The following is a 16,782-nucleotide window of genomic DNA, read 5'->3' on the forward strand; positions in this document are numbered from 1 at the left end:
AATCAGAATTTCTAGGTGCAATATAGAAAGTGGCAAACCAAATTCTTCTAGCTTTGTTGCATCTTTTTGTGTAACGAGCAAAGAGGTAGCACCTAGACGCTTATATTCTTCTAATATTTTAGTTTTATCAAAAAATGAATGGTCTTTTAATATAATTTTACCCACCACATCAGGTAAGTAAGATTCTAAACGTGAAGGATTTGCAATTGCGGTAAGAAGTAACATTCTTTTCGTGGGCTGGAGTAATTGGATTTTGCGTTCATAGTCTATACCCTCTTTTGCTAAAATATCCGCTTCTTTATACGCACTTTTATGTTCGCGGTATCCACCACTTGGAATGCAAAAGTCAAAATAGGGTTCAAGTTTGGGCTGAAGTAAGATGTTGAGTTTTTTAAAATTGAAACGGAATCCATCATCTAGGAAAATGACTTTAGCTCCTAATTCTTTAGCTTTTAAAATAGCATTTTTACGATTCTCACTGACAATCACACTTGCGTTTTTTAGGTTTTTAGCTAACATTATTGCTTCATCACCTGCGATTTGCACATTAGCTTGAAGATTGCCCTGAATGCTAATGACCTTTAATCCCTTACTTTTGCGCCCAAAACCACGTAAAATTACACAAGATTCTGGATAATCCTTAGTGATTTCTAAGATAAAGGGTGATTTGCCACTTCCTCCTAAAACAAGATTTCCAACACTAATAATTGGAATCTTAAAGTCATAAAAATGTGCCAACTTTCGCTTTAAAGTTGCAATGAAGCAATAAATAAAACTAAAAGGCAATAGACAAAAAGCAAAAAGTTTTTGTCGTGCATTAGGTGCAAAAAAATATTGCTCAATACCACGCATTAGACACGCTCATTTGCAAGACGCAAAACTTGTTTGCAAACATAATCAATATCTTCTTTTTGCATAGCACTATAAATTGGCAAGCTTAAAATTTGTTGATAATTCTTAAGTGAAACGGGGAAATCACCGATTTTGTATTTGTATTTGTATTTGTAGTAGCTTAATAGATGTAATGGCACGAAATGCAGTGCAGTTTCTATTCCACAAACTTTTAATTCACGCGCGAAATGGTCGCGATTTTTATCCACTTTAATAATGAAATGAAAAAAGATATGTTCAGATTGAACGCTTGGCATAAAAAGATGTGGGGCATCGGATAGGGTTTTTATATAATATTTTGCAATTTCTTGACGCTTTTTAATGATGTAATCAATGCGTTTAAGCTGGCTTAGACAGAGTGCAGTATCAAGAAAGCTAATGTTGTATTTGTTACCAATACCTACTACATCATAGAGATATTGGGGACGCGTGCTAGTGATTTTTTCACTTACGATTCCGTGATAGCGCAGAAGTATTGCTTGTGAAGCAAGTTTGTCATCTTGTGTTGTGAGCATACCTGCTTGTGCAACAGGATTTGCAGAATCTAACACAATACTAAAAATACTTGCAAAACTGCGATGAGAACCTATTTTTGAGCCATTTTGAGTTAAGCCTAATGCCATTGTGGCGTCCTCAATAATTTTAATATTATAATGTTTTGCTAGTTGATAGAAAGGCTCCATTTCACAAGATTGCCCAGCAACATGGCTTATAATAATAGCACGGAGTTTTCTACTACCAATTTTTTCTAAGGTTTCTTTGCATTTTTGTAAGGAAATCAAAAAGGTGTCTTCTTCAATATCTATAAATATAGGCTCTGCGTCAAAATGACGAATCATTTCTGGAAAGCTGGGGTGGCAATTCACAGGGCATAAGATTTTATCCCCACGTTTTAAATCCATAGCGAAAAGGCATAAATGGAAAGCAGCTGTTCCACTAACTGCTGAAATAGCATATTTTACCCCAATATATTTTTTAAATTCTTTTTCAAGTTCTAATACAATATTATGGCTCGGATTTTCTAAAACGCCCAAAATTGCTTCTTTTTCCGTTTCAGTAATGTCTGGGATAAAATAGGGAATATTTCGCATAATTTTTCCTTAAATTTGAGCAATTTCTGGCATCTTGCGTTTGAATTCAAAACGCGCAATTCTATCTTGGACTAATTTTAATCCTTCTTTTGGTAATTCTTGTTGCAAGATTTCATTTTCACTTGCACCCTTTTCTAATAGTAACATAATTCTATCTAAGATTGCGTAAGAAAATCCTAGCTCTTTTTCATCGCTTTGCCCTTCGTATAAATCAGCACTTGGTGCTTTTTCTATGATGTTTTTTGGAATTTCTAAAACACGTGCTAGTTCGTAAATCTCTGTTTTATAAAGGTTGCCAATTGGATTAATTGCGCAAGCTAAATCGCCAAAAATCGTGCCATAACCAAGTGAAATTTCACTTTTATTGCTTGCGCCAATTACCAAGGCATTGTTAGCAAAAGCATAATCATAGAGATAAATCATTCGCAATCTAGCGCAAAGATTTCCTAATCGTAAAGGTGTAGAATCTAATCCTTGCAAAATATTTTCAAAAGCACTTTGGGGTTGATTTAAAGAAAAGATTTGATGAGAGATGCCAAATATTTGACAAAATTCTAAAGCATCAGTTAAGTTTGTTTTAGAGGATTGTTTGGAGGGCATTAAGAGAGCTTGATGGTTTTTAGGAAAAGCAAGTTGGCACAGGCGCGCAACTACTGCTGAATCAATCCCACCACTTAATCCAAATACAACAGATTTAAAACCTTTTATTTGAACTCTTGTTGCAATGAATTGGACAAGATTTTGTTTAATTTTTTCAAAATCTTTCATTCTCAAATAGCCTTTTATTTGGATAAATTTTACCTTGAATTTAAAATTAAATATAAAAATTTCACTAAAACCCATATTATATCTAATTTTTTAGATATAATTAGGGTTTTATATCATCAGAGGAGAAAATTATGAAAAAAATTCTTGCACTTTCACTCGTATTAAGTGGCTCACTTTTTGCAGCTAATAATTTGTTTGAAATTACTCCGCAAGTTGGCGGCACTTTCCATATTGACAATGACCGTTACAAAAATAGTGCAGATTTGAGCTATGGTTTGAAGTTTGCTAGTCGTGTTGCGCCAAGTGTGCTTACAGAGATTGGTTACGATCGCGCAGATAACGCAAAAGGTAGTCAAAGAGGACAATCTACGGATATTAATCGTTACTATGTGAATCTTGTTAAAGAGTTTGATGTATGGGATAAGACTTCCCTTTATATTTTGGGAGGTTTTGGTTATGAGGATTTAACTAATAACTTCCAGAATATGGATAGTGACTTCTTCGGACAATATGGTGTGGGGTTACGTCACGAAGTTGCAGAATATCTCCACTTAAAAACAGAGATTCGCCATTTAGCTAGTTTTGATGGACGTAGTGATGTGGTTGCAATGGTTGGTTTTAGTATTCCATTTGGAACTTATTCACAAGAGGAGTCAGCACCAACACCAGGATTATCTCATATCCATACATTCTCTGTTCAGTTCCCATTTGATTCAACAAATGTTTCACCTGAATATAATGCAGAAATTGCAGATTTTGCAGAATATATGAAACAAAATCCAGATCAAACAGCAATTATTAATGGACATACAGATTCTACAGGGAATCCAAATTATAATCAAAGTTTATCTGAACGCCGTGCAACAGCAGTTAAAGATAAAATTATAGAAGAAGGAATTGCCCCAGAAAGATTAGAAGCTAAAGGTTATGGTGAGACAAGACCTATTGCAGATAATGCTACAAAAGAAGGCAGACAGAAAAATAGAAGGGTAGAAGCAGAAGTCTATAATAAATAAAGTTTAGGTTTAAGGGCTGGTGGTTGAGACCTATTATCAAACACGATATTGCAATTTATGCACCAGATGTGTGCTTAGAAATGAAAGAGGCGAAAGAAATTTGTGGAGTGCTTATTTCTAATAGTGCAACGATTCGCTCTCTTGCTCTAAAAGCAGTTTATTTTTCGTTTGAGCATATTACGCAGTTTGATGAAGGTGCTACTATACTTGTTGCTAAGGCTTTGCTTGCAATGCAAAATAAAGTTAGCATTGTAGTAGCATTTATAGGTTATAATGATACACAATTTCCTAAGCTAAAATCTCTTTTTCCAAATAAGAGTTTGCCACTTTTTCGCACAGAACATATGGCAAATCTTTTACTTGGATTAAAAATTCCCCCATTAAATCAAAATATCATTTATTATGATGTTGATGGTATGATGCAAACGTTAATTTCTCGTGAGCTTGCTGCTAAAGGATATGAAGTTATATGCGTCAATAGCGGTGAAGAGTTTATGGATAAACGTCGTCAGTATTCAGATAAGGCAATTTATCTGTATGATATATATTTTGATATAACGAATAATTTTATCCCTATTACGATTAATAACGGAATTGTAACTTATACGCTTTATAAAAAAGCAGATAAGAATATTTCGCTCTTCTTTAACATTCAAGCACATAATGCGCGTTTAAGGGAGGGATATAGAGTTTTTATTTTTGATGCAAGCGATACAAAAGACTTTAATTTGGCTGTGATTGATTTTATTATGTCTTTGGCACTCAATAATGCAAAATTTGAAGCATACATTGCAATTTGTGGATTGAAAGTTCCTTTAGATCAGAATAAACAAGAGCTTTGTGCACGTAGTAATATTTTGTTTTTTGACAATGTAGATAAATGTAAAAATGATGTAAAAATTAAAGAGTTTGCCAAAGCGCATCAGATTTCAAAACAAAAGAATCAAGGTTTGACCAAGCATTTGGTCGCACAATTACCGGTCTTTGTAAATGCGGCGATAGAAACTCTTTCTTCTTTAACAGGTGGTGAAGCAAGGCGCACAGATTATAAAGTAACCAAATATAATAAGAGTAATCAAACGGATATTATGGCGGCAATGATTACCTTTGAGGGTGATGTGAATGGAATCGTAGCTTTGTGTTTTAGCAAGGCTATTGTCAAAGAAGCGAGTATGATGCTTTTGGGTGAAGAATCACAAAGTGATGAGGAGTTGCTAGATGTGATTTCGGAATTTACTAATATTATTGCGGGTCGCTCTAAAGCAGTCCTTGCAGAAAATGGTGTTTCTATTGGAATCTCATTACCAAAATCTTTCAAAAATGAAGAAGAAATTGAAAAAATGCTAACAGGAAAGCAAGGCGTTCAAATTAATTTACTCCTAAATGATAAGTCTTTAGTTTTATTTCTAGCACATTAATTTTTATCTTAGTTTTTCATTCTTATTTCCAATCAATTTTCCCCCTCTTATACTTTTCCATATTAGAAAGCTAATACAAATTCTTTTTCTAAATATGTGATTTGTAAGTTTAGCTATTCTTGAATGAGTTAGTTATTGTGGGCTATTAGTTGCATTCAATCTTCTTGAAATTTGTAGTATTATCGGGATTCTAGCTCTTTGGAATCTGGCTTACTAGATTTTCACTCTGTAAGTATCGCTCTAGTAAAATCATCGCTGCAAGAGAATCTAAACTGCCATCTTTACTATGTGCTTTTTTGCGATCTTTTTTGGTTTCTAGTCTTTTCATTGCTTCAAAAGAGCTAAAGCTTTCGTCTAAAAAGATAATTTCAAGATGAGATGGAAGTGCAAGCAGGCTGACAAAATGTCTAATTCTACGTTGCATTGCCAAGATAGGATTATCGCTAGAGGAAGAATCATTTTCAAAAGGGATTCCAACGACTAGCACACTTGCTTGAGATTCCAAGATAAGCTGACTGATTTCTTTTGCTGCTTGATTGCGATTTTTGCGAAAAATTGGAGGAAGTGGCAGAGGAATATTTTGGATTGCTTTTGCCACTCCAATCCTCTTTAATCCTATGTCTAAAGCTAATATTATGCGCATTGTCAATTTCTTTCCTGCTTAGCTCACAAATAAGGCAATCTCATCACCTAGAAAATAGTCTTTCGCATAGATTCTCTCTTTCTCTCTTTCTACTTTGTTTTCATTTAGTAAAATTCCAAGATTACGGATATTTGGGATTCTTTTTGCCTCTACGCCTACACAAGAGCGGAATCCCAAAAACAAATGTTCTAAGAGTTGATTATGTGGGGTTAAAATTTCTTTTTCTTCATTAAAACTACTTAAGAATCTTTCAATATTTTTTGGCATTGTCGTGCGCGTACCTTCAGTATAGCCAACTGCACCTGCTCCAATTCCCAAATATTCTTTACCCTCCCAATATCTAAGATTGTGATAAGAGGGCTTCGCTTTGGTGTAATTACTTACTTCGTATTGCCAAAATCCAGCTTTTTTTAGATAATGGCTAACAAAATGACCAATACTCAAGAAGTCCTCAAACTCTTCACTAGGATTTAATATAAAGAATCCATTAGGATTTTTTTTATACTTGTGGTAGAGCCGACTTCCTTCATCTAGGCTCAGATGATACGCTGAAATATGGCTAAGAGGTAGGGAGCAAGCAACTTCTAATTCGTATTCTAAAAGTTTTCTATTGCAAAAAGGTGTGCCATAGATTAAATCAATATTAAGATTATCTAATCCGACTTTTAATGCTATTTCAATCGCATTATAGGTAGATTCTATGTTGTGATTCCGTTCTAAAAAGGCAAGTTTTTTACTCTCGAAACTTTGTACTCCTAAGCTTAAGCGATTGACACCTAAGCTTTTAAGTGTGCTTAACCATTCTAAGGTTAAAGAATCGGGATTTGCTTCAATGCTAATTTCTGCTTGTGGTTTTAATAGAGGCATAAATTCTGCAAATATTGATTCATAAAGATGAGGTTGTATGACGCTTGGGGTTCCACCACCAATATAAACTGAAGTGATTTTAAGTTGTTTGTGTTGAGTATTTTTTAGAATTTCTTTGAATTTATGGGAAATGTATTTTGCTAAGGTCGTCATATATAATATTTTTAAATGATTTTTATTGACTTCAGAGTTAAAAGCACAATATCCGCATTTACTATCACAAAAAGGAATATGCAGATAAAGAGAAATTTCAAGAGATTTTTGTGATTCCGTCATTTAGTGATTATAAAAGTTGCTCTATTCTGTCTTTTTTGGGTGCAATTTCAGTGATTTGGATACCGAAGTTTCCATCTACGATTATGACTTCCCCTTTGGCAATCACTTTGTCATCTACTAGCACTTCTAAAGGATCATTAGCAAGTTGATTTAACTCTACAACGCTTCCAATATCCATCGCAATAACATCTTTTAAAAGCATTTTTTTTTGTCCGATTCGGACTTTGACTTGCAAACGCACATCCAAGAGCATTGCCATATTTTTCATTTCAGAACTATTGAGCTCCACCTTTGTTGGAGTCGCTGCATTTCCAGCTCCACTAGATTCTGTGGCTGGCGCCTCTTGTGTCGCAGGATTAAAATGCTTTTCAAATGCACTAGAAAAGGCAAAATATAAATAATCTTGTATGGAACCGATATGAAAAGCAAAAGTGTAGAATCCATTAAATTGAGAAAGTCCTAAATCTCCATCGGCTAAAAAATTGATATTATTAAGAGTAAAACCAAGTTTGGGTAATTCTTTTTGTCCTCCAAGCGAAGTAGAGATAGCTCCAAAGATATTTGAAGCAATTTCTTTTGTGGCATCTAAATCATCAGCTTCCATTGCATCTTTGCTCTCTCCCTCTCCTCCTAGCATCATATCTGCAAGTGCAGTTGCAACTTTGGGTGAAATGAAAAGTGCAAGTGCTGCACCATCTTCTGTGCTAATGTCAATTTTTGCCATTGGAGGTTTGATGGAATCACTTTTTCCATCTTGTGCTTCAATATGGCTTACTTCTGGTGCTTGTCCAAGCAAACCCTCAATGGTTGCCCCTGTTTCTTGGATAATGAGTTTCAAAAAATCATTTAGCATATTTACTCCTAATCTTCTTCAATTTCATTGGCTCTGGATTTGCGTTGTGCTTCAAGCATTTCTAGGATTTCTTTTACTTGGTCTTTTTCTGTTTTTATCATTTCTTTTACTTCAATTGTTTTACGATAGCGGTGCAAACCGATACTAGCAAGGAATTTTTCGCGTCCATCTACATTAATAATTACCGTATCATCTGCTGGACGGTCAAGTCGGACGATATCGCCTATTTCTAAATCTAGTATTTCGTGCATATTTAATTTTGTTTCGCCAAGCATTGCAGCGACATTAACTTTTGCTCCACCTAAAAGGGCTTGCAGTTCTTTATTTCGTGATTTTTTAGAGCTTGTTTCGCTAAGCATAATATCACGACTTGCTAGACGCGAAAGCACAGATTCTAGTGAAATAACAGGATAGCAGAGATTCATCATTCCACTACTATGCCCAATAATTATCTCCATAACCACCATAATAACAATTTCATTTTGGGCAACGATTTGCACGACATTAGGACTAGATTCTTTGACATCTACTGTTGGGAAAATCTCTGTAACGGGTCCCCAAGCTTCTTTAAGATTTTGCATCATTTGGCGTAAAATTGTATCAAGTAAGTTTAGTTCAATATCACTAAATTCACGTGTAGATTCGTAAGGGTCCCCTTTGCCTCCTAATAGCCTATCAATCATTGGGAATGCAATACTTGGATTGATTTCTAAAACCCCTGTGCCATCTAAAGGTTTCATAGAAAAAACATTAAAGCTTGTAGGACTTGGCAAGCTCATTAGGAATTCTCCATAAGTCATTTGATCCACACTATGAAGCTGTATTTCTACAATGGAACGCATAATAGCAGAGATTTGAGAGGATAAAGAACGCGCCATTTTATCGTGGATTCCACGAAAAGCACGTAATTGTTCTTTACTGACACGATTTGGACGCTTGAAATCATAAAGTGTAATTTGGTGTTGTTGGACAACATTAGTTGGTTTTTCCACCATTTCAGGTTCTGAACCATCATCTACGACATCTAGTAGCGCATCAATTTCTTCTTGACTTAGTATATCAGCCATTTAACCCCCTTTCTTCAAGGTATTGACGAATCTTACGAATCACAGCTTTATGGAGTTGAGAAACCCTTGATTCTGTAATCTCCATCACTTCACTGATTTCTTTAAAATTCAATTCTTCAAAATAATAAAGCTGAATTACAAGTTGCTCATTTTGTGTAGCTTGTTCTAAAATCTGCTCTATGATTTCGACTAACTCTTCTTTTTCTATACGTTCTAATGTTTCTTCGCTTCCTAAACCTAATTGGTCATCTAAGGGCATAACCCCATAGATTTCACTTGCAATTCTTGCCTCTTTGATTTTTTCCTCTTCTTCTCCTAAAAGTTTGCTTAAGTAGGCATTGTCTGGTTCTTCTTGATGCTCATTGTAGTAATTTGCAATTGCTTTATCAATGCGCTTAATAAGCGTGCGCATTTGACGTGAAATGCTATCTAAGCTACGCAAGTAATCTATCATTGCTCCTTGCACACGAGGTTTTGCATATCCCCAAAACGAATCACTCACATTACTATCATATTTACGTGCTAGTTTAATAAGCTCCTCTGTGCCAATGGATATTAAATCCGCAAAATCTACATTAGCAGGCAAACGCTCTTTTAGACGAAATGCCATTGCTTTTAATGCGGGTAGATAGTCTAATGCTAGAGAATCTTGAGAATATTTGAGCGCATTTTGATAGCCATTAGAAGTCATCAACATAGGCGTTCTTTTCTGCTTCGGGTTTCTTATTCTTTGTTGTTCGTGCTTCCTCCTCTTCGTCTTCACGCATTGTTTTCTCCATCGTGCGCAAGAATCCACGAATCTTATTAGTAATTTTTTCTCGTTTATCAAACTCTTCAATGTATTCTTCTAGCAAATCATTATAGGCTGGTCTTTTAATGGTATGCTCTTGATTGCCTAAAAACTTCACAAATAATGAAACGCTAACCAAAGTAATCAGATAAAATCCAATTGTAGAAACAAGTGTCCCTGTTACAATCATTTCAGGTTCATCAAATTTCAAAAAGGATAATAAGAGTCCGATAAAAAATCCATTTACAATCGCAAAACTTAAAAAATTATCCATTTTTAAAGACATTTTACTTCCTTAACATTTCTTAAAAATGACCTAAAATCTTTTTTAAGAATCTACCAAATCGTTTATCTTCTTGCACTAGCACATTCCGTTCCAATTTTTTAGCTAACTTACGTGCAATGTCTTCAATTTCTGAAGAAGGTGTAGAGTTTGGCTCTTCTTTGACAAAGATTCCACGATTTTTACTATAATAATTAATGAGAGTTGTTTTGGTAAGCTCCCCGATTAATTCAAGTTTGATGTTGCTGATATTGGTTTGCGCGATTTTTTGCACCTTTTGAAATATCATTTGAGCTTCCGAACTATTTTTTGTCATATTAATCAACATAAAAATACGTTCTTTAAAATTTGCAGCTAGTTTAATGGTTGCATAAGCATCTGTGATAGCAGCAGGGTCTGGAATCGTCAGCACAATCACTTCATCACTATTTTTTAAAAATGTTTGTGTATATTCTCCAATACCCGCACCTGTATCAATAATAACAAAATCTAAATTATCCAAAAATGCGGAATCCTCAATCAGTGTTTCAAACATAAATTCACTTTTATAACGGAAAATATCTGTGCCAGAGTCTCCCGGAATAAGATATAAATTGCGTTCTATTGGGATAATGATGTCCTTAAGTTTGGCTTGGTTTTTTAACACGTGTAAAAGATTCTTTTCACAACGCACACCAAACATAATATCCAAATTTGCCAACCCAATATCCGCATCAAAAATTCCAACTTTAAAACCTAATTGCCAAAGTTTATAGGCAAGATTAGCGCTAAAGGTGGATTTTCCAACTCCTCCTTTTCCGCTCGTGATAGTGATGAATTTTGTATTGGAGGTTTTTGGCGATTCTAGTAATAATTCTAAATTTGCCGCTTGGTTTTTCATAATCAGCCTTTAATTAAGCCATCAAGCAAACAATCAATGAGAAAATCACTTGTCGCGACATTTAAATCGTTTGGCACCTCTTGTCCAACCGAAAAATAGCTTACAGGTTTTTTTGTCTCATAAATTAGAGAGAAAATATTGCCATAACTATGCGTTTCATCTAGTTTGGTAAAAAGTAAAGTATCAATGCCCAATGTAGAAAATGTATGATAAATATCCTTTAAATCTTCATATTTTGTAGTAGCACTCATTACCAAGCTTACATCAATTTTGGTGTTTGGGTCTGCATTGACAAAACTTTTTAAGGATTCTAATTTTGCCCTGTCGTGTTGAGAGCTACCCACTGTGTCAATGAGAATATAATCGCAATATTTTAAAGAATCCAAAGCATTGACAAATTCCTCTGTATCTACTACCGTGTCAATGCTTAATTTCATTTTTTTGGCATAAAACATTAGTTGATCTACCGCACCGATTCTATAAGTATCTAGTGTGATGATTCCAACTTTGTAATTTTTGTTCAAAAGTCTAGAATAGCGTGCAGCAAGCTTTGCTAGAGTTGTTGTTTTTCCCACTCCTGTGGGACCAACAAGCATCATAATGTTTTTAGAATTACTACTTAAATTCTCTGCTCTTGCATAAACCATTTTGCGCAAAACTTCTCTAAAGTAACGTTTAATAAGGACAGAGTTTTCGCGCATTTTAATTGGCATCAATTCTAAGGTTAATTGCATAATTTTTTCTAAATGTTCTTTCGCCATACCACTTGCTTTAGTGATTCTGTAAATTTCTGCAAACTCGTGCGGGATAATCAATCCATCTCGTTTTGGTCCTCGCTCTTCCCAAAACATATTTTGAATTAGTTTTAATTTATCATTTAATCTATCAATCTCACCACGAATTAAACGCAAGTCATTAATTTCGGAAAGGGAGGAATCTTTCTTTTTATTTTCAGTTTGGGATTCTTTATTGTTTTGCGATTTCTTTGCCTTTTCATTCTTTTCCGCGTCTAAATTTTTGGCAGAATCAGATTCTTTGGTCGCTTGGGTTAAAGGCTTAGGATAGGGAGATTTTGGAGGAATTTTGGAAGCAACACCCGCAATTTGTGAGATTTGGCGCACGGCGTCAGATAGTTGCAAGGAGACATCTTCTGGAAGTGTATTTTGTAAGTTTTGCGCAATGCGTTTGCGCTCAATCTCTTTTTGTGCAATCAGTTCTAAGCGGTCAGCAATATTGTTATTTTTTGTAACCAAACTATCATTTTTTTGTTTTTCTTGTTCAGCTTTTGTTTTGGCTTCTTTTAAATCCTCTTCGCTGATAGCCACAGAAATTTCGTATGTCCCATCACTTAGCTTTTTTTGTGAGATGATAGAAAATTCATCACCAAGCTCTTTTTTGGCTTGTGCTAGTGCTAAGGTGGAACTTTCCCCTGCATAAGTAAATAGTTTCATACTTTCCTCTCTAATAATGGAATCCTAACGCTCGGTCTTTCAAACCACGCAATATGCGGAATTTGTAAATGTTTTAATTTTAAGCATTGATTTTTAAAGCCGATAATATCAATGTCTAAAGTGCGTGGAGCGTTTTTAAAGGGACGCTTACGTTTTCTTCCAAAAATGCGCTCTAAATAGGCGCATAAACTCCAAAACTCCACATAGCCAAGCTTGGTTTTTATCCATAAAATTGCATTATAAAAATCTGCTTGTGCAGTATAGCCAAAAGCTGGATTTTTTAAGATGGACGAAATAGAAATTATAACATTTTTATTTTTTAACCTTTTGAAAAGTTTGTGAAATGTTACTAAACATTCTCCACAATTTGCGCCAATTCCTAAAATGGCATAATTCTTAAGTTTTTTATATGCCTTAAATGCGTAATAAGGATTGGGAGGACGCACAAAGCAGAATCGTGGAATTTTAGATAATGTAAAAGATTCTGCTTTTAAAGGAATTGCATAGTCAAGACGCGTCATATCAGCGCTAATTTTGATTAGTCGGTAGGTTTTAATTCCAAAATAGTGTGAGCTTTTTTGGATTCTCCTTTTGATACAAGGAGATTTTTTACTATTTAATAGGGTATTGTTTGATATAAGGGGTTCCATCTTAGATTCCAAGCACTCGCGCACCATTTTTTTCTAAAACAACCAAATCCTCAATACGGACTCCGTAATGATTAGGGATGTAGATTCCAGGTTCAATAGAAAATACCATTCCCTCTTGCAAGATTGTCTGCGATTTTGGTGAAATGATTGGTAATTCGTGAATGTCAAGCCCGATTCCGTGTCCTGTGGAATGCACGAAATATTTGCCAAATCCCGCTTTTTCAATCACTCCGCGTGCCAACGCATCAACTTCGTTAGCACTCATTCCGGGCTTTGCACCTTTAATTGCGCATTCTTGCGCTTTTAGCACAATATCATAGATTTTTTGTAATTGGGTATTTGCAAATTTTTGTTCTTTAGAGAATTGGATTCCATCTTTACCAAAATATCCTGTGCGTGTCATATCAGAGCAATAGCGATTATATTTTAAACCTGCATCAAAAAGTAGTAAATCACCTTTTTGCAATTTATCTTTAGAGGGTAAAGCGTGAGGTTTCGCCGCATTTTTGTTAATTCCTACAATGGGATTAAAGCTTAAATCAAAAATCCCCTTTTTAGTTAAAAAACTTTGTGATTTAAAGTGTAAATACGATTCAAGACAATTTTCACCTTTTTTACTAAGAAACTTGGCAAATTTTGCGAACGCCTTGAAATTTAATTTTTGAGAATCGTGCAAGAGTGCAATTTCTCTTGGAGTCTTAATCATACGTTTTTCTTGATGAAAATTTGGTTTAGGAATGAAAGTTATTTTAAGATTGCTCTTGAGCTTTTCAAAAGTAAAAACTGAAAATTCTTGTGGATTAAAATGAAATATAGATTTTTCATATTTTTTTAAAATTGTGCGTGCAGTGCGAATTAAATCACTTGAAACAAGAATCTCTACTGAAAACTTTTCTTGTTTTATGTTTTCTTTCGCTTCAGTGGCATAGCGCCCGTCCGTAATGAAATAGCCTTGTTTTCCATAAGCTAAAAATAAAGCATTATCGCAACTATAACCTACTTCAAAGTAAAGGGCATTTTCATCTTTGATAATAAAGTTTTCCATTCGCCCTCCTTAAAATATTTATTGTTGTGATTGTGCGTTTTGAGTGGCAGCTTGTTTGCGTGCTTCTTTGATAGCATTTAACTCTGTTAGAATTTGAACTAACCCTTGTAATGCAAGATGATAACCCATTGGACCAAATCCTGCAATGACGCCTGCACAAACTGCCGCAGTTAAGCTTTTATGTCGGAAATCTTCTCTCGCGTGAATATTGCTAATATGCACTTCAATCGTTGGTAAATTCACAGCAGAAATTGCGTCGCGAATGGCAACAGATGTATGTGAATAAGCGGCAGGATTGATGATGATTCCATCATATTGTCCTAAGCATTCTTGGATTTTATCTACAATTTCACCTTCAAAGTTACTTTGAAAAAAATCTACTTCTACACCCATTTGTTTGGCGTGTTGTTGAATATTTTGATGAATCGTTTCAAGCTTGGCTGCTCCATAAATACGCGGGTCTCGGATTCCTAGCATATTAAGATTAGGACCTTGAATTACCATTGCTTTCATTGTTGCTCCTTATTTGTCCTTTTAAAAATTTTAAATTATAGCAAAAAAGATTCTAAAATGTAGAATTTTGCGCTTAGCTTAAGTAAAAATTCTAAATTTTTAGTAAAGATTCCGCTATAATTGATAAATTATTTTGCTAAGGGAATAGAATGAAAATCGCACTTATTTGTGATTCTTTGTTGTTAGATCGCAGTTTAGAAATGTATTTAAAAGAATATCTTACAAGTTATAAGCTCTGTGATTTTGTCGTAGCAACTCAATTTGTAGAATCGCAAAAGCCGGTGTTTTTAATTGGCAATTTTGAAGGAGCAAATCTTAAGATTCCTTTTACGCGTGATCTTTTGTTACAAGAGTTGGAGGCTTTTGATAGAAAAGTGAGAGGTAGAGCAATGCAAGAATCAAAAAATGAAGAATCTAGGATTTATTTAGAACCATTAGAAGAAGATAACATTAAAAGGGCGAATGTTGCAAGTGCAAGTTTTGATATTCCCAAAACAATAGAATCTTCAGCATTGCAAGATAACAAATTTAATTCTAATAATTCTATGCTAAAGTCTAAAATAGAAGAGGTGCTGCATCGTTATGCTCAAGAAATTGAAAGTATAGTTTTAGAGCATTATAAGGATAAAAATGTCTGAAAATTTACGAAAATTAAAACATAATAATTTTCAAGATTGCAAGCCTTATGTCAAAACTTCCTCAACAACATCTAATAGATCCATTAAATCTACGCTTAAAGTATTAGGAGGAATCTACAAAGGGCGTAAGCTACAAATGGTTTCTTTGGAGACCACACGTTCTTCCAAAGCCATTTTAAAAGAATCCCTTTTTAACACTCTAAGCCAAAGCATTTTTGGAGTAAATTTTATAGAATTTTTTGCTGGAAGCGGTAGTATCGGAATTGAAGCACTAAGTCGTGGGGCGTATTTTGCATTATTTTTTGAATGCAATGTATCGGCTTATGAGGTTTTGAAGCTTAATTTACAAACTATTTGCCAAAGTGATGAAAGCTATCGGGTAATTTTGGGTGATACTTTTTGTCATTATTTGCCTGCTCTTCAGGGCTTAAAATATCCTTGTATCGGTTATATTGATCCACCTTTTCACTCGCGCAAAGGTATGCAAGATATTTATGAGAATTGTTATCAAATGATAGCAAACTTAGATAAAAAACTTTTTAAATTAATCGTGTTAGAACATATTTCATCACTTACGATTCCTTCTAATATTGGTGCTTTTAATCTAATAAAGAGCAAGAAATTTGGTAAAAGCTCTTTGAGTTATTTTGAATAAGGGCAAGATAATGAGAATTAAGGATTTAGAAATATTTTTAGATTTATTAAAAAGTAAAAGTCCAACACAGACAGCCGAAAGATTCTCTATCACCCAGCCTAATGTTTCAATGATAGTTAAACGTTTGGAGAATCTTATAGGTGTTCGTTTATTTGAACGCATTGGCAAGAAGTTAATGCCTACTTCTAGGGCATTATTTTTAGGAGGAATGTGGCTTGAGGTAGTGCAAGGCTACTACGCAAGTCTTAAAAATCTAGAAAGCATAAATACGCAAGAGATTATAGGAGAGTTGAATATTGTTGCAACGCATACAATCAGTGAATACTTTTTGCCCAGAATTATTTTTGAATTTGCTAAAGCATATAAAAAAGTCAAATTAAAATTGCAGACTTCTAATGCAAAAGAGTGTTTTGATCTGGTAAAAAGCGGCAAAGTAGATTTAGCTTTTATTGAAGGTAAAATTTCTCCGCAATATGCAAAATCCGAAGGGTTAATTAGTGAAATGTTGCATACAGATTCTTTAATAGTAGTAAGTAACGACTTTATTTTAGCCTCACGCACAAGGAGTATTCAAGATTTGCTAGATAGGACTTGGATTTTACGTGAGTATGGTTCAGAGCAACGCAAATGTTTTTTAAATGCTTTGGCAAAACAAGGAGTTGAGATTCCAATATCCCTTGAATTAAACTGCACGGTAGCTATTAAGAATTTAGTAATTTATCAGGGCGCACTTTCTATTTTTTCTGAAATTGCCATTAAAGAGGAGCTAGAAAATAAGGTTTTATTTCCTATTAAAGTTAAAAATCTTTCATTAGAACACCATTTTTATTCGCTCAAACGTCAAAGCCAGCTACATAATGAAATCTTAGTAAAGTTTGAAGAATATGTATTGGATTACCATTTATAGTTTTATCAAATTCCTACAAGAAGAAATTTTAAAAACATCTTAAGTATATAGGAGTTAAGATTACCCAACACTTAATCTCT

The 16,782-nt window shown here is 34.4% G+C and carries 19 protein-coding genes; 5 read left to right on the plus strand and 14 right to left on the minus strand.

Annotated features, from left to right (window positions below; genetic code table 11):
* From Q0Y61_RS08580 to Q0Y61_RS08590, 3 genes are all read right to left on the minus strand, one after another.
* Nucleotides 1-852: tetraacyldisaccharide 4'-kinase (locus tag Q0Y61_RS08580; RefSeq protein WP_297814197.1), on the minus strand; the 852-nt coding region annotated here is incomplete at its 3' end.
* Complete coding sequence (locus Q0Y61_RS08585) at nt 852-1,982, minus strand: aminotransferase class I/II-fold pyridoxal phosphate-dependent enzyme (RefSeq protein WP_297814198.1); 1,131 nt, start codon at nt 1,980-1,982, stop codon at nt 852-854. The genes Q0Y61_RS08585 and Q0Y61_RS08580, both read right to left, overlap by 1 nt.
* Before the next feature lie 9 nt (nt 1,983-1,991).
* Entirely contained in the window at nt 1,992-2,750 is a 759-nt protein-coding gene (locus Q0Y61_RS08590; protein WP_297814199.1) for an NAD+ synthase, read from the minus strand.
* A 131-nt stretch (nt 2,751-2,881) separates the two neighbouring features.
* Here Q0Y61_RS08590 and Q0Y61_RS08595 point away from each other — a divergent pair, with 131 nt between their 5' ends.
* Entirely contained in the window at nt 2,882-3,766 is an 885-nt protein-coding gene (locus Q0Y61_RS08595) for an OmpA family protein (RefSeq protein ID WP_297814200.1), read from the plus strand.
* 23 nt (nt 3,767-3,789) lie between these two features.
* Nucleotides 3,790-5,184 (plus strand): chemotaxis protein CheX, encoded by a 1,395-nt coding sequence (locus Q0Y61_RS08600; protein WP_297814201.1) that lies wholly within the window; start codon nt 3,790-3,792, stop codon nt 5,182-5,184.
* Between the two features lie 190 nt (nt 5,185-5,374).
* Here the strand turns inward: Q0Y61_RS08600 and ruvX are convergent, their stop codons facing one another.
* The 11 genes from ruvX to aroQ are packed head-to-tail and all read right to left on the minus strand — an operon-like array spanning nt 5,375 to nt 14,502.
* Nucleotides 5,375-5,827, minus strand: a complete 453-nt coding sequence (gene ruvX, locus Q0Y61_RS08605; RefSeq protein WP_297814202.1) for a Holliday junction resolvase RuvX — start codon at nt 5,825-5,827, stop codon at nt 5,375-5,377.
* 18 nt (nt 5,828-5,845) lie between these two features.
* On the minus strand, nt 5,846-6,970 hold the full coding sequence (gene hemW / locus Q0Y61_RS08610; RefSeq protein ID WP_297814203.1) for a radical SAM family heme chaperone HemW: 1,125 nt from the start codon (nt 6,968-6,970) through the stop codon (nt 5,846-5,848).
* A 7-nt stretch (nt 6,971-6,977) separates the two neighbouring features.
* Nucleotides 6,978-7,823, minus strand: coding sequence for a flagellar motor switch protein FliY (gene fliY, locus Q0Y61_RS08615; protein WP_297814204.1), 846 nt, complete (start codon nt 7,821-7,823; stop codon nt 6,978-6,980).
* 8 nt (nt 7,824-7,831) lie between these two features.
* Nucleotides 7,832-8,890 (minus strand): flagellar motor switch protein FliM, encoded by a 1,059-nt coding sequence (gene fliM / locus Q0Y61_RS08620; RefSeq protein WP_297814205.1) that lies wholly within the window; start codon nt 8,888-8,890, stop codon nt 7,832-7,834.
* Entirely contained in the window at nt 8,883-9,587 is a 705-nt protein-coding gene (locus Q0Y61_RS08625) for an RNA polymerase sigma factor FliA (RefSeq protein ID WP_297814206.1), read from the minus strand. The genes fliM and Q0Y61_RS08625 overlap by 8 nt, the downstream gene beginning before the upstream one ends.
* Nucleotides 9,571-9,966: a hypothetical protein gene (locus Q0Y61_RS08630; RefSeq protein WP_297814207.1), complete on the minus strand. Its 396-nt coding sequence runs from the start codon at nt 9,964-9,966 to the stop codon at nt 9,571-9,573. The genes Q0Y61_RS08625 and Q0Y61_RS08630 overlap by 17 nt, the downstream gene beginning before the upstream one ends.
* Nucleotides 9,967-9,985: 19 nt before the next feature.
* Complete coding sequence (locus Q0Y61_RS08635) at nt 9,986-10,843, minus strand: P-loop NTPase (protein ID WP_297814208.1); 858 nt, start codon at nt 10,841-10,843, stop codon at nt 9,986-9,988.
* A gap of 2 nt (nt 10,844-10,845) precedes the next feature.
* Nucleotides 10,846-12,294 carry a flagellar biosynthesis protein FlhF gene (gene flhF / locus Q0Y61_RS08640; RefSeq protein ID WP_297814209.1) on the minus strand — a complete coding sequence of 483 codons (1,449 nt, stop codon included), beginning with the start codon at nt 12,292-12,294 and terminating at the stop codon, nt 10,846-10,848.
* Nucleotides 12,291-12,944, minus strand: coding sequence for a 2-amino-4-hydroxy-6-hydroxymethyldihydropteridine diphosphokinase (gene folK, locus Q0Y61_RS08645; protein ID WP_297814210.1), 654 nt, complete (start codon nt 12,942-12,944; stop codon nt 12,291-12,293). The genes flhF and folK overlap by 4 nt, the downstream gene beginning before the upstream one ends.
* 1 nt (nt 12,945) lies before the next feature.
* Nucleotides 12,946-13,989 (minus strand): M24 family metallopeptidase, encoded by a 1,044-nt coding sequence (locus Q0Y61_RS08650; RefSeq protein WP_297814211.1) that lies wholly within the window; start codon nt 13,987-13,989, stop codon nt 12,946-12,948.
* Nucleotides 13,990-14,007: 18 nt separating this feature from the next.
* Nucleotides 14,008-14,502, minus strand: a complete 495-nt coding sequence (aroQ, locus tag Q0Y61_RS08655; protein ID WP_297814212.1) for a type II 3-dehydroquinate dehydratase — start codon at nt 14,500-14,502, stop codon at nt 14,008-14,010.
* A gap of 149 nt (nt 14,503-14,651) precedes the next feature.
* Between aroQ and Q0Y61_RS08660 the strand changes: the two genes are divergently transcribed.
* From Q0Y61_RS08660 to Q0Y61_RS08670, 3 genes are read left to right on the plus strand one after another with little or no spacing between them, the layout of a single operon-like run.
* Nucleotides 14,652-15,140 carry a hypothetical protein gene (locus Q0Y61_RS08660; RefSeq protein ID WP_297814213.1) on the plus strand — a complete coding sequence of 163 codons (489 nt, stop codon included), beginning with the start codon at nt 14,652-14,654 and terminating at the stop codon, nt 15,138-15,140.
* On the plus strand, nt 15,133-15,795 hold the full coding sequence (gene rsmD, locus Q0Y61_RS08665) for a 16S rRNA (guanine(966)-N(2))-methyltransferase RsmD (RefSeq protein ID WP_297814214.1): 663 nt from the start codon (nt 15,133-15,135) through the stop codon (nt 15,793-15,795). The genes Q0Y61_RS08660 and rsmD overlap by 8 nt, the downstream gene beginning before the upstream one ends.
* 10 nt (nt 15,796-15,805) lie before the next feature.
* Nucleotides 15,806-16,702 carry a LysR substrate-binding domain-containing protein gene (locus Q0Y61_RS08670; RefSeq protein ID WP_297814215.1) on the plus strand — a complete coding sequence of 299 codons (897 nt, stop codon included), beginning with the start codon at nt 15,806-15,808 and terminating at the stop codon, nt 16,700-16,702.
* Nucleotides 16,703-16,782 lie beyond the last annotated feature (80 nt).

This window comes from uncultured Helicobacter sp. (genome assembly GCF_947367035.1).
Lineage (GTDB): Bacteria > Campylobacterota > Campylobacteria > Campylobacterales > Helicobacteraceae > Helicobacter_D.

Coding starts and splice junctions, on each gene's coding strand:
- Q0Y61_RS08585 (WP_297814198.1), bottom strand. CDS start 1,982: ATGCGAAATATTCCCTATTTTATCCCAGACATTACTGAAACGGAAAAA.
- Q0Y61_RS08590 (WP_297814199.1), bottom strand. CDS start 2,750: ATGAAAGATTTTGAAAAAATTAAACAAAATCTTGTCCAATTCATTGCA.
- Q0Y61_RS08595 (WP_297814200.1), top strand. CDS start 2,882: ATGAAAAAAATTCTTGCACTTTCACTCGTATTAAGTGGCTCACTTTTT.
- ruvX (WP_297814202.1), bottom strand. CDS start 5,827: ATGCGCATAATATTAGCTTTAGACATAGGATTAAAGAGGATTGGAGTG.
- hemW (WP_297814203.1), bottom strand. CDS start 6,970: ATGACGGAATCACAAAAATCTCTTGAAATTTCTCTTTATCTGCATATT.
- fliY (WP_297814204.1), bottom strand. CDS start 7,823: ATGCTAAATGATTTTTTGAAACTCATTATCCAAGAAACAGGGGCAACC.
- fliM (WP_297814205.1), bottom strand. CDS start 8,890: ATGGCTGATATACTAAGTCAAGAAGAAATTGATGCGCTACTAGATGTC.
- Q0Y61_RS08625 (WP_297814206.1), bottom strand. CDS start 9,587: ATGTTGATGACTTCTAATGGCTATCAAAATGCGCTCAAATATTCTCAA.
- Q0Y61_RS08630 (WP_297814207.1), bottom strand. CDS start 9,966: ATGTCTTTAAAAATGGATAATTTTTTAAGTTTTGCGATTGTAAATGGA.
- Q0Y61_RS08635 (WP_297814208.1), bottom strand. CDS start 10,843: ATGAAAAACCAAGCGGCAAATTTAGAATTATTACTAGAATCGCCAAAA.
- flhF (WP_297814209.1), bottom strand. CDS start 12,294: ATGAAACTATTTACTTATGCAGGGGAAAGTTCCACCTTAGCACTAGCA.
- folK (WP_297814210.1), bottom strand. CDS start 12,944: ATGGAACCCCTTATATCAAACAATACCCTATTAAATAGTAAAAAATCT.
- Q0Y61_RS08650 (WP_297814211.1), bottom strand. CDS start 13,989: ATGGAAAACTTTATTATCAAAGATGAAAATGCCCTTTACTTTGAAGTA.
- aroQ (WP_297814212.1), bottom strand. CDS start 14,502: ATGAAAGCAATGGTAATTCAAGGTCCTAATCTTAATATGCTAGGAATC.
- Q0Y61_RS08660 (WP_297814213.1), top strand. CDS start 14,652: ATGAAAATCGCACTTATTTGTGATTCTTTGTTGTTAGATCGCAGTTTA.
- rsmD (WP_297814214.1), top strand. CDS start 15,133: ATGTCTGAAAATTTACGAAAATTAAAACATAATAATTTTCAAGATTGC.
- Q0Y61_RS08670 (WP_297814215.1), top strand. CDS start 15,806: ATGAGAATTAAGGATTTAGAAATATTTTTAGATTTATTAAAAAGTAAA.